Here is an 11,717-nt window from a genome sequence, read left to right on the forward strand (position 1 = left end):
AATTCATTTCATCACAGGCAATATGACGCACTTTGCATTAGCAGCCCCAAGATAAAATTTTTTGGACAATGGTTACTGTTTTTGGCTTAGTGGCATGCCATGCAGGATGTTATAGAGCTGAATTCGATGGAGTGGCTTCGACAGTTGTAAACCATAATGGTATCGGGTTTTTCCTTTAACACTTCTGTAAAAACAACGTTTCACAATGCCTTTCACCGGTGGCAATGAGGTCAGTTTTATTTCACATGCCCCTTCATCAAGACGCCAAGGCGAGACAATACCAATACCGTTTGTCGACACATCAACAACAAGCACATTGACTGTCGGCAGCAGGCTGTGGCACCAGAACATTCTGGCTACAACTCGCGGCATACAGTTATGTCTTTCCCAACGTCGAATATTCGCCATGCTTCCCTGCAATCATCAGATACCTTCGCGCTTATTCTTGGCGCAATAAGATGCTATCAATGGGTCGAGTCTCATTTCTGGCTCATTTATGAGACCCAATTTGTCGCAGAACAAGGATTATTTCGCTCGGCATCACAAATACGTAGTAAGAAATCCTAACAATTGTGATTTTTGACCAACACTTACAAGGCAAGAAAAATTCAGATAAAAGAAAGCATGCGCTAAAGCAATATAGATCAATGAGTTAGTGGAAGTATCGAAGCTGGCATGCTTCTTGGTTAGTTATTCACAATATGACCACGGATGTGGACTTAACGTGAATCGGGGCAATGAAAACAAAAATGAAAAAGCCTCATCAACCAATAAGGATATGAATATGTTAAATGAAAAGAGAAAACAACAACTTACTGGTCTTTTTATTCTACTGGCGGGTCTTTTGAGTGGATTGACTATTGCAATGTGGGATCTTATCTAACAACACATATCAACCGCATCGGTAACGAATAGCACAACAAGTCCTACTCAAGGCCAGTCGATTCAAACCGGATCAGTACATCAGTAAAGCGAACAGTAAAGTAAGGCCACTCACAGAGTGGCCTTACTTATTTAAAAAAACGCATTAGCCGCGACAAGCAACCGACCAGCTCGATTCACCGGCAACACTACATCCATAGAAGGCATAAAACACTGGGCTAGCCATCAACCCCATAAATAAGATAATGGGAATTAAAAGCTTCAAAAAGAAAGGTATTCTCATGGTGGTCCCCCGTTTGATTAAGGAGACGTGTCTTGTGTCGCCAAAGTAAGGCACACAGGGCATCACACGCCATCGAGTCAACGGCAATTACAATACCCTTCTCTTTTCATTTTGATAACAATTACTGATTAAAAACTCAGAATAACACACGATAACGTGATCTAATCGAATATTTATTTCAATTAAAAATAGAGTTTTTCATAAAATTGTAAATAATGAAACGCATTGAGACATCCATAATTCAAGACAGTCACATTTACATCGTCAGTCAATCTGGCCACTTCCAGTTAGGCCGATCAAACATGCCCTGCCCGACGATCGTTGTTTCACTCAACACTTTTTCCAACTCAAATCCCATACATTCTGGATGCTTGTTTAACGACGCAATCAATCGATTAGAGTGCGAAATCACCCAAACCTGAGTCTGGTTTGCGGCGTACATAATCAGTTTGGCCAACGAGGGCAGTAAATCTGGATGAAGACTGGTTTCTGGCTCGTTGAGCACCATCAATCCTGGAGGTCTAGGCGTTAGCAGGGCGGCAACCCAGAGTACAAATCTCAGCGTACCATCTGATAGCTCAGACGCTTTAAGTGCCCTGAGCAGACCATGCTGTTCAAAAGCCAGATCCATTAAACCCTCTTCAGCAACAGAGACACGCAACCTACAGCCCGGAAATGCATCTTCAATAGCTGTATCAAGCGCTTCTCTGTCGCCAATTTCGAGAATTGTTCTTATCGCGGCAGCCACGTCACGGCCATCATGGTGCAGCGCCATTGTTCTTGTTCCTTGCTGAGGCTGTCGTGCAGGCGCATCGGCATCAGTCCTAAACTGATCGTAAAAACGCCAGCCGCGAATTTTTTCCCTGACATGAAACACTTCCGGCGCAGCTGAAGGGTCTGCGACTTGGTCAAACATACTGTCATACATGGGCAAATGCTGTCGACATACCGACCAACTTCGTCCTTCACGGATACGCACTACATTGGCTTTGCGTTCAACCAACATTGCGCTCAGTCGAGCCTGAGAACCTGTGAAAATACACTCATGCTTTATTTCCGGGTCACGGCTGAAATAACTATTGCTGGGCGTAGGCAAACCCAAGGAAATAGAATATCCGAAATCTTCTGCCGCAAATCCCATTTTTAAACGTGCTGGCGATTTTCTTGGCCCGCCTTCAATAGGTATCTCCCCTGATTTCATTGCTTTACTAAAGCTCTCAGGGCCAGCCCAAAACACCGAGTCCAACCCACCTTGTATCGCCAGCGAAGGAATAACGCCTCCTTTCGCTGTATCAGCCAAAAGTTTCAGCGACTTGTATAGGTTTGACTTCCCTGTGCCGTTTGCACCAGTAATGACATTTAATGGACCGAGAGGAAGGGTGATGTCCCTGATTGAGCGATAGTTAGAAATTGATAGCGAGGTGAGCATAGTAGAAACAAGATAATCTGCAGATTTTCAAACGGTAACAGACGACAAGCGAAATTAAAACGTGTTTCACATGCCTGCACTTTGGGTAACGATTAAGTTCACTTATTGAAAAGAGAACACGCGCGAATGAGACAGTCTCAGGCAATATTCTAAGATACGTTGTTCATGACGAATTAAGGAAGAGCGTTGTTATGGTTACCCGAAAGGAACTGGCGGCACTATTAACTGTTGTTGTAGGGGCCGAACATGTTATCGAAGACGATGAGAGCAAAAAGCCGTTTGAGTGCGATGGCATATCTGTTTATCAAGTCATGCCAATGCTGGTCGTGTTGCCAGCAAACAGTGAACAAGTGGCCGCCGTACTGCGGGTTTGCCACCAACACAAAATCCCTGTCGTACCAAGAGGGGCCGGAACAGGTCTTTCTGCTGGCGCACTGCCTCACCGAGAAGGCGTCCTTTTATCACTGTCACGCCTCGACAGAATTATTTCCATCGAGCCAGATCGCGCAGTCGCTGTGGTACAACCAGGCGTAAGAAACATTGCAATTTCTGACGCAGCTAAACCTTATGGCCTTTTTTATGGCCCTGACCCATCTTCACAAATAGCTTGCTCTATTGGCGGAAATGTCGCTGAAAATGCAGGTGGTGTACATTGCCTTAAGTATGGCCTCACTATCCATAATGTTGTCGCACTCGAGATGATCGACATTACTGGGGAACGTTTCAAACTTGGTGGCGGTAGCCTCGACCAGCCCGGATTCGATTTGCTGGCTATTTTGACTGGCTCTGAAGGCATGCTGGGTGTGGTCACCGAAGTGACTGTGCAGCTTCTTCCTATACCCGACGTCGCACAGGTACTTTTGGCAGGTTTTGATTCTCTCACCTACGCCGCAGATGCAGTGGGAGCCATCATAGGTCACGGCATTATCCCTGGAGGCCTTGAAATGATGGATAGATATGCGATTCAGGCGGCGGAAGACTTTGCCAAAGCAGGCTACCCAAAAGATGCAGAAGCACTTCTACTTTGTGAGTTGGACGGCAACGCAGCCGAAGTCAACGATCAGATAGACAGAGTCAGTACAATTTTGTCTGAGCACCATGCCAGCAGCATCCGAGTGTCAGCTGACGAGCAAGAAAGAGCGCTGATGTGGAAGGGAAGAAAATCGGCTTTCCCGGCAGTAGGACGATTATCACCTGATTATTACTGCATGGATGGCACAATACCGAGAAGACACCTCGCCCATGTACTTACTGAAATACATCGCATGTCAGACCAATTTGGCCTGCGGGTTGCCAATGTTTTTCATGCAGGAGACGGTAATCTTCACCCCCTGATACTTTTCGATGCCAATCAGTCAGGTGAGCTTGAGAAAGCAGAAAAATTTGGTGCTGACATTCTTGCGCTATGCGTGAAGGTAGGAGGCTGTATTACCGGTGAGCATGGGGTTGGTTCAGAAAAGATCAATCAGATGCGTGAGCAATTCACAGACCTCGAGCTTTCACAATTCCACCGATTAAAAGAAGCGTTTGATGTTGATGGAACACTCAACCCCGGAAAAGGAATACCCGAGCCAAAACATTGCCAGGAATATAGAACGCTGACGAATTTCGATGCCAGCACATTTCTTTCCTCAACAGCAAATAGACCTGAAATGGGAGGCGAAAATGACAGATAAGTCAGTTTACCTTTGTGAGCAGGTTCTTGAAGCTATCGACACAAAGAGCCAGCTCAACCTTGTAGGTGGAAACTCAAAGCATTTTATGGGCAGAGCACCAACGGGTAAAACACTCAACATCGGTGATCATCATGGAATTGTCGATTACCAGCCCTTGAACTGGTCATCACAGCGAGAGCCGGAACATCAGTATCAGACATTAATTCACTTTTGGCTGAAAACAACCAGCAACTGGCTTTTGAACCCGCTGAGCTGAAAGGAAAATCAACACTGGGTGGCGTACTGGCCACCAATAACAGCGGATCTTCCCGGCCTTTTTGGGGGTCAGCAAGAGACTCTGTGCTGGGTGTTAAATTGATCAATGGCCTTGGACAACACCTGACCTTTGGTGGACAGGTCATGAAAAATGTCGCGGGCTATGATGTTTCACGTTTACAAGCTGGAGCAATGGGAACATTAGGGATCCTCTCTGAGATCAGTCTTCGGGTCATGCCAATACCGGAGTGTGAACTCACACTGGTTAAGGAGAGTGACGCCGCGGAAGCACTCATAGAAATGCGGAAAATTACCCGACAGCCTCACCCCATCAGTGGCTTAACATGGCACAAAGGAGTGATGTATACCCGCCTTTCTGGCACTCGAAATAGTGTGCGTGAAGCAGAGAGACAGCTTGGTGGGGACGCGATTCATGACAAGATGTTTTGGAACGAGATACGAGAGTTCCAGTTATTGAAAACCAATCATCGTTCGGTGTACCGATTAAGCGTGGCACCCGATGCACCTCTCTTCCACGCCATCGATGAGTCGTTCATTGATTGGGCTGGTGGACTCCGTTGGCTGCTGAATACAGACGAACAGTTCGATACTCTTTGCTCTTTAGCCGAAAAGTATGGTGGGCATGCAAGCTCTATTCAAATAGAAACGGCAGTGAAGATGTTTTTCACCCCCTTCCCCAACACCACAAAGCACTCCATCAAAGAGTGAGAGATGCCTTTGACCCCTATCATGTGTTCACCCCCGGCCGATTGTATTCTTGGCTGAATTGATAAAAGGACGAGAGTATGAAAACTAATTTACCTGAATCGTTCTTAAACACCCAAGAAGGGAAAAAAGCAAACGAAATACTGAGATCCTGCGTACATTGCGGCTTTTGCAATGCGACTTGCCCGACCTATCAAACGTTGGGTGATGAACGCGATGGCCCTAGGGGTCGCATATACCTCATCAAACAGATGTTGGAAGAGGGAACCGCAACTGAAAAGACACAGAAACATCTCGATCGCTGTCTGACATGCAGAAGCTGTGAAACCACCTGCCTTCCGGCGTAGAGTATGGGCAGTTGCTCGACATTGGACGGCAACAGATAGAAAAACATGCGCCTCGAACAAAAGCCGACACCATCACTCGATGGTTACTCACGAGGCTGGTTCCCCAATCCAATATCATGGCTATTGGGATCAAACTCGGCAGAATATTTTCATTCGCACTGCCAAAAATAGTTTCAGCAAAACTGCCAACTCAACAAACGAAGAAAATGACACTGCCTGTCGAGCGCGGGGGTAAAAGAACCATGATTGGTTTCACTGGCTGCGTTCAGTCAGCTGCCACGCCCAACACTTGGATAAGTAGTCAGCGTATTCTCGCAAGGCTGGGGATTTCCTTGATGGATATTCGGCAAGAAGGGTGCTGTGGCGCTGTGAACCAGCACCTCTCGGAGGCAGAAAGAGCCAAGGAAGATATCAAACGAAATATCGATGCTTGGTGGCCAGAAATAGAGCGAGGAGCTGAAGCCATTGTGATCACTGCATCGGGCTGTGGCAGCATGATCAAAGATTACGGGGAGCTAATGGCTGACAACCCTAGATACCGTGAAAAAGCGGCAAGAGTCAGTGAGCTAGCCCTCGATCTGAGTGAAGTGTTAAAAAAAGAAAATCTCGCCACTCTGCCTGTTAAGGTCCCTGAAACAAAACGTGTCGCAGTTCATTGCCCTTGTTCATTGAACCATGCTCAGCGATTACCAGACAGTGTCAAACAGATACTTATTGACCTTGGCTTTACCCTTGCGATAACGAAAGAGGATTACCTTTGTTGTGGCTCAGCAGGAACCTATTCCATTCTACAACCCGCGATCAGTAATACACTTCGCGAACAAAAGCTGAATGCGCTGACGACAGATAACCCCGATGTCATTGTGACGGCCAATATTGGTTGCCAACTTCACCTCGCCTCTGCCAGTCAGGTTGACGTGAGGCACTGGTCAGAAATTGTCGATGAGCTGCTGACATATACACCGAGTTGAAGCTCACTGTTTTTTTCTGTTGAAAGAACACTCATGACCTCAGTTTTCTGAGGTTTTGTTCTCTTTATCGCACGCCATTCCTAGCCCAACCCACGCCTCATGGTAATCTTTGCAACCTAGTATTCTATAAAACACGGAATAAACAATATGACCCACTCATACCCTATTGGCACACCAGGCACCCCTTGGACAGAAGCAGACAAACAACAGTGGCTTGAGCAAACAACAATTAAACGAAGTTACAGTGACGAGGTCATCTCGAAAATTGACCAGTTAGCTGATCGCTATGACATTGAACAGTATGGCAGCTTACCAATCGACGCTGAACGTTATCCATTATTTGGTATCCGTTCACGCAATTGGGATCAAAACAAACCGGCTGTTTTGATTACAGGCGGCGTTCACGGCTACGAGAAAAGCGGCGTGCAAGGTGCTCTGCAGTTTTTTGATACACTAGCCGAATCATATGCTGAGCACTTCAACTTCATTGCTACACCGTGTATCAGCCATGGGGATACGAAACCATTAATCGTTGGAACCCGAATACCGTCGATCCAAATCGATCATTCAAAGCTGACAGTCCTTCTGAAGAATGTGCGCAAGCAATGGCGTTTGTTCACAAACACACTTCAACCGTTTTTGCACATATCGACCTGCACGAAACCACTGACACTGATGAAAGTGAATTTCGCCCTGCATTGGCCGCGAGAGACGGTGAAGACTATATCGAAGGCGCAATACCAGACGGGTTCTACCTCGTCGGAGACGCCGATAACCCTCGTCCTGAGTTTCAAAAAGCGATAATCGACGAAGTAAGAAAAGTCACCCACATTGCACCAGCAGATGAAAGTGGGAAACTTATCGGCGTTGAAGTTTCACAAGAAGGTGTCATCAACATTCCTGTGAAAAAGTTTTTCCTTTGCGCAGGCTTTACGGACAGCCAATACTGCACCACCACAGAAGTCTACCCTGACAGCGCGAACGTCACCGACCAAGAATGTAATGACGCGCAAGTTGCCTCAATCAAAGGCGCGCTTGATTACATTATCTCAGCACAGTAATTCTTCCGGGCAGTCATAACACTATCGCTGCCTGAAGAATTCATCATGCATTTGGATAACCCCAACTTAAAAACGTCGATATTTAACAGTGACAACACCAAACAAAAAAATAAATTAAAGTGAAAATAATATCGATAGAAATATACATAAAGATAAATATTATTTCTTTACCAAAAAAGAAAATATAAAAATAAATTTATATTAGAATCATTGATATCTATCAAAAACAGTAGTTTTGCTCTCCTTACACATCCTAACACTCCTCATTCATATAAAACAAAGTCAACTAAAAAATAGATCCATAGTAAAGATAACCATCCTAAAAATAAGAAAATGATAATTACTCAATATGAAATGAATTCTCTAAACTGTTTCTGCTATTTCGAAGAGGAGGACAAAGTTTTTTTAAAAACAAACAATTGGCTAGAAATAATTAGGAGTATAAAGTGATTAATTTAAGGAAAAACTTAATAGCGTTCGCCGCGACTGTCGCCATTACCATATCCTTGACTTTCTTCTCTGGCGAAACTCAAGCAGCGTTTAAACTATCTGAGTTTGCCGTTCAAGATTGGCGTGAAGGTGGGGATGTTCGACCCAAAGAGAGGCCACCGTGGTGGTGTTGGTGGTGCTCAGCACGACAAGCACACATGGATAGTGTCGACCATAACTACAGACGGTGGAACATATGGGGCGCAAGAAATCAGTCTACTGGCTCTTTTAACTTCCACCGGAAGATTAACATTCTTCCCAACATTGTTATCGGTTGGGGAGGCAGTAACTTTTGGTTCAAGCCGGGAATTAGTAATGGGTGCCAAGGCTTTAGCTACCAACAACCAATCATAAAGAACGTTACAGTGTTTGCTAACGTTCAAAGCTGTAAGAATGGAGATTTTAAGGCTAGTGTTACTCCCCAGCTCTTCATTCCGATTCCATTAGCGGTGTTACCTGTCGGTCCTTTCTTCCTCGCAATGGAGGCGACGATTCTTGCAAACGTTGAGTTGGCATTAACGACAAAAAAATACGGCAAGTGGAGCCCAGTACAGATTGACAAAAACCCAGTGGTCATAGGTGGAATTCAGATGCCCAGTGCGGTGGAGTTTTCTGTCTCACCTTTAGCCAAGGGAGGGATGCGTGGCATGATCGGCATTGGTGTTTACTCAATGGCAAACATAAATGCTTATGGTCTAATTTGGGTTGCAGGAGTGAAACCCAAAGCCGGAATTGAGATCGGATACAGGAAAATTAATCAATCAGGATCCAAATACCGCCACTACTTGAGCTTATCATCAAGCGTTAAATTAACTTCAGGGGATGGCACTGTCGGTATACAAGGCTCCGTTCCTATGGGGGCATTCTTTGACGTAAACTTATTCTCTTGGGATCCAATCCTGTCGCATAACATAAACCTCTATAATCAAACTGTTTGGTACAAAAACGGAGTATTTGAGAAACGGACTTAATATTCAGTAGATATAACCGCCACATCTATACTTGTGGCGGTTATATTTTATGGAGGTATGACATGTATATATCAAATAAAAGAAAATTAATTTTCATAATAAGCGCTGTTGTATTAATTTTAATTATCCTTTTTATCAATAATGGAAAGAAATTAGAAGAAAAAGTCCGGATAGAGAGAATAGAGAACAAACATACAATCCCAAACGAAAAATAATCAGAGCAAGAAAAAGGTATATGAGTCTTATCTGGTTGAAGTAACAAGTAATAATTCCAATTTACCTAAAGAAATAAAATATACTTTTCATATCAAAAAACCGCTATTTTTAGCGCCTAGAGAAAATACTTTTGATATCTACATTGAGCCAATGATAACAAACAATACTGAATCACAGTTAATCTCGAGTGTGGCGCACATAAAAGCAAAATGGAGCATAAATGGTTATTTGAAAAAGACAGACTGGAACAATCTTCATCAGAAACATCCTGCTAGGAACTTTGAAAGAGTACTACAACTTTTAAGTAGTGATGTGAAAAATAAAGTTGTACGTTTTGGCGATAGCAATACTGCGTTCTATTCAAAATATGAATACTCAAAGATCTCACAAAATGAGATAGGCCGAAAACTGATAGAAGTTTACCCAAAGCCAGCCTATCAAACTGAAAGTTGGCAGCTTTTTGTGACTAACGTAGCTGATATGACTTCAATTGAATCAATGTACTACACCGTTTCTCAGGGCCAAGCCAACTTGGGTGACGGACGTTTTACACAGCCAGTAGATGCGGAGATGAAGTTAAGCAGAATTTCAGTCGATCCTAAACAGTTACAATTTAATTTAGATGGAAATAGGTTAGCTAACGCTGAAATTGAACGCTTGATATTACATACAACAAAAAGGCAGATTGCATCAATGAATTCCATCGAGGATGTCGCGAATAAACTCGATATCGCACTCAACAACTACGACATAAACGCTCTGGCAGGTTTACCCCAGTATCTTTTTGAAAATTTTAGCTATGACGAGATCATTCAGTATATTGACTCTCTGACAGATGAGCAGCAAAGCGCACTTTTTGGAGCGTTAGGTGAGTTCCAGCATCAAGATACTGAACCCTTCTTATCGAAAATTATAAATGACGCAAACGCAAGGTACAGTAACGTCTTCCGTTCAGTTTTTGCGATGGGCTCACTCAAGGAACCTACTCACATATCAGTTGAAGCATTAGGCTACCTGAGTAACGATTTTTCGACAGAAGAGTTAAGCCTAAATTACAACTCACTAGTGCAACTTGGTCGATTATTCGGGAAAGTAGATAAACAACAACATGATGTAATTAAAGAGTCGATAGAGAAGTTTCAGGCCTCAACAGAGCTTAATTCACAAGACAAACAGCAGATAGTATTTCACGCAATGGCTGCGACAAACTCACCCGATTATCTGCAACCTACGATAGAGCAAATCCAATACACAGGTGATAAAGCACTTGATCGATACACCAGAGCAGCTGCCGTAAAAGTGATTACTAATCAGGCAAGTATCGGAAATATTGAAGCCTTACAGACCATTAAGACAATGATCTCAACTGAGGCACAATCCGAAGTGCTCGAAAGCTTGACTGAAGTTTTCCACAACAAGTCTCTACCAGATGAAGTAAGAGAAAACCTAATATCGCGCGCTGATGACCCGGAAAGTAAAGATCTGAAGCAAACGATTTTGCTAGTCTTAGCGGGTACACCCGAACGGTGTAAAAATAACCATAATTATTTATTGTCTAATATGAGTGAACTTCCAAACGAAACCATCAACCTAATCCAAGGCCTGTGCCAAAATTTATAACTCATCAAAATTATTAGAATTAATGATGGATCCATATGGTGCCATCATTAATTTATATGGGCGCATATTCAATATTTTATACTTTACTTATAAATAATTTAGCTAGAGAATTTATCCACTTCCCCGTTAACGAGACAACGAATAACTAGAGATTTCCAGTCTCCGTCGGTATTCAGCCGGCGGAAAGTTTCCTAAACATTCGTGCGTCCGTTCTTCGTTGTAATCAAGCATCCAGATCCATGCCATGTCTCGTACTTGCTCAAGAGACTTGAATAGATAAGCATTCAGAAACTCCCGGCGGAACGAACCGTTGAAACGTTCCACAACGCCGTTTTGCTGAGGCTTACCGGGTTCGATATAGATCAGCTCAATATCATGTGTTTCGCACCAGTTGTGCAGAGATACGTTCTGGGTCATTGTCAACGCGAAGTTGTTTAGGCAAACCTCGCTCCTCTTTTAGGTATTCTAGAGTTCGCACTACTCGTCCAGCCGGGAGCGATGTATCCACTTCGATAGCCAGGCATTCCCGTGTGGCTTCATCTTCAACATTCAGGGTACCAAATCGCTTCCCGCAGTACAGCGTGCCATGCATGAAGTCCAGTGCCCACTGGTGATTTTGCGCCATCACCACCGCCAACGGTTTCGCTGCTCGCTGAGGTAAAACACGTTTTTTGACGCCGCTTTAGGTTCAGGCCCATTCGGCAGTAAACTCGCTTGTGATTGAAGCTGAGCCCCGTGTATCGCATGCGTCCATAACACTTCCAGAAGCCTGCCTGCGGGGACTTGCTCAA

The 11,717-nt window shown here is 44.1% G+C and carries 10 protein-coding genes and 2 pseudogenes; 9 read left to right on the forward strand and 3 right to left on the reverse strand.

All coding sequences use genetic code 11. The annotated features are described in order from the left end of the window. Window positions 1-72: 72 nt before the first annotated feature. On the reverse strand, window positions 73-408 hold the full coding sequence (locus CS022_RS11070; protein WP_129122325.1) for a PilZ domain-containing protein: 336 nt from the start codon (window positions 406-408) through the stop codon (window positions 73-75). A gap of 316 nt (window positions 409-724) precedes the next feature. On the opposite strand from CS022_RS11070, the gene CS022_RS24850 reads away from it, so the two are divergent. Further along, window positions 725-883: a hypothetical protein gene (locus CS022_RS24850; protein ID WP_161569611.1), complete on the forward strand. Its 159-nt coding sequence runs from the start codon at window positions 725-727 to the stop codon at window positions 881-883. Window positions 884-1,433: 550 nt separating this feature from the next. Here CS022_RS24850 and CS022_RS11075 read toward each other — a convergent pair. Continuing rightward, window positions 1,434-2,594: an AAA family ATPase gene (locus CS022_RS11075; protein WP_129122326.1), complete on the reverse strand. Its 1,161-nt coding sequence runs from the start codon at window positions 2,592-2,594 to the stop codon at window positions 1,434-1,436. 191 nt (window positions 2,595-2,785) lie between these two features. On the opposite strand from CS022_RS11075, the gene CS022_RS11080 reads away from it, so the two are divergent. From CS022_RS11080 to CS022_RS11105, 8 genes and pseudogenes are all read left to right on the forward strand, one after another. Next, a complete protein-coding gene (locus CS022_RS11080) occupies window positions 2,786-4,270 on the forward strand; it encodes an FAD-linked oxidase C-terminal domain-containing protein (RefSeq protein WP_129122327.1) in 1,485 nt (494 codons plus the stop codon). Beyond that, window positions 4,260-4,526 (forward strand): hypothetical protein, encoded by a 267-nt coding sequence (locus CS022_RS26315; RefSeq protein WP_235869464.1) that lies wholly within the window; start codon window positions 4,260-4,262, stop codon window positions 4,524-4,526. Before CS022_RS11080 ends, CS022_RS26315 begins: the two co-directional genes overlap by 11 nt. Further along, the gene (locus CS022_RS11085) at window positions 4,481-5,254 is read left to right on the forward strand and encodes a hypothetical protein (RefSeq protein WP_235869465.1); all 774 of its coding nucleotides are present in this window, start codon (window positions 4,481-4,483) and stop codon (window positions 5,252-5,254) included. Before CS022_RS26315 ends, CS022_RS11085 begins: the two co-directional genes overlap by 46 nt. Before the next feature lie 77 nt (window positions 5,255-5,331). Then, window positions 5,332-5,598, forward strand: coding sequence for a 4Fe-4S dicluster domain-containing protein (locus tag CS022_RS26320; RefSeq protein ID WP_235869466.1), 267 nt, complete (start codon window positions 5,332-5,334; stop codon window positions 5,596-5,598). 11 nt (window positions 5,599-5,609) lie between these two features. Beyond that, window positions 5,610-6,569 carry a glycolate oxidase subunit GlcF gene (glcF, locus tag CS022_RS11090; protein ID WP_235869467.1) on the forward strand — a complete coding sequence of 320 codons (960 nt, stop codon included), beginning with the start codon at window positions 5,610-5,612 and terminating at the stop codon, window positions 6,567-6,569. A gap of 147 nt (window positions 6,570-6,716) precedes the next feature. Then, window positions 6,717-7,630, forward strand: a pseudogene (locus tag CS022_RS11095) (M14 family metallopeptidase). Between the two features lie 446 nt (window positions 7,631-8,076). Continuing rightward, window positions 8,077-9,090 carry a hypothetical protein gene (locus CS022_RS11100; protein ID WP_129122328.1) on the forward strand — a complete coding sequence of 338 codons (1,014 nt, stop codon included), beginning with the start codon at window positions 8,077-8,079 and terminating at the stop codon, window positions 9,088-9,090. Between the two features lie 366 nt (window positions 9,091-9,456). Next, window positions 9,457-10,926: a hypothetical protein gene (locus CS022_RS11105; RefSeq protein WP_145964509.1), complete on the forward strand. Its 1,470-nt coding sequence runs from the start codon at window positions 9,457-9,459 to the stop codon at window positions 10,924-10,926. A 126-nt stretch (window positions 10,927-11,052) separates the two neighbouring features. On the opposite strand, the pseudogene CS022_RS11110 reads toward CS022_RS11105, so the two are convergent. Next, window positions 11,053-11,717 (reverse strand): annotated as a pseudogene (locus CS022_RS11110) (integrase core domain-containing protein); the annotation flags it as partial.

Origin of the sequence: Veronia nyctiphanis (assembly GCF_004116385.1) — a bacterium.
In the GTDB taxonomy this organism is placed as follows: Bacteria; Pseudomonadota; Gammaproteobacteria; order Enterobacterales; family Vibrionaceae; genus Veronia; species Veronia nyctiphanis.

Excerpts from the sequence above, each read along its gene's own strand:
- CS022_RS11070 (WP_129122325.1), bottom strand. The coding sequence starts at position 408 with ATGGCGAATATTCGACGTTGGGAAAGACATAACTGTATGCCGCGAGTT.
- CS022_RS11075 (WP_129122326.1), bottom strand. The coding sequence starts at position 2,594 with ATGCTCACCTCGCTATCAATTTCTAACTATCGCTCAATCAGGGACATC.
- CS022_RS11080 (WP_129122327.1), top strand. The coding sequence starts at position 2,786 with ATGGTTACCCGAAAGGAACTGGCGGCACTATTAACTGTTGTTGTAGGG.
- CS022_RS26315 (WP_235869464.1), top strand. The coding sequence starts at position 4,260 with ATGACAGATAAGTCAGTTTACCTTTGTGAGCAGGTTCTTGAAGCTATC.
- CS022_RS26320 (WP_235869466.1), top strand. The coding sequence starts at position 5,332 with ATGAAAACTAATTTACCTGAATCGTTCTTAAACACCCAAGAAGGGAAA.
- CS022_RS11105 (WP_145964509.1), top strand. The coding sequence starts at position 9,457 with ATGATAACAAACAATACTGAATCACAGTTAATCTCGAGTGTGGCGCAC.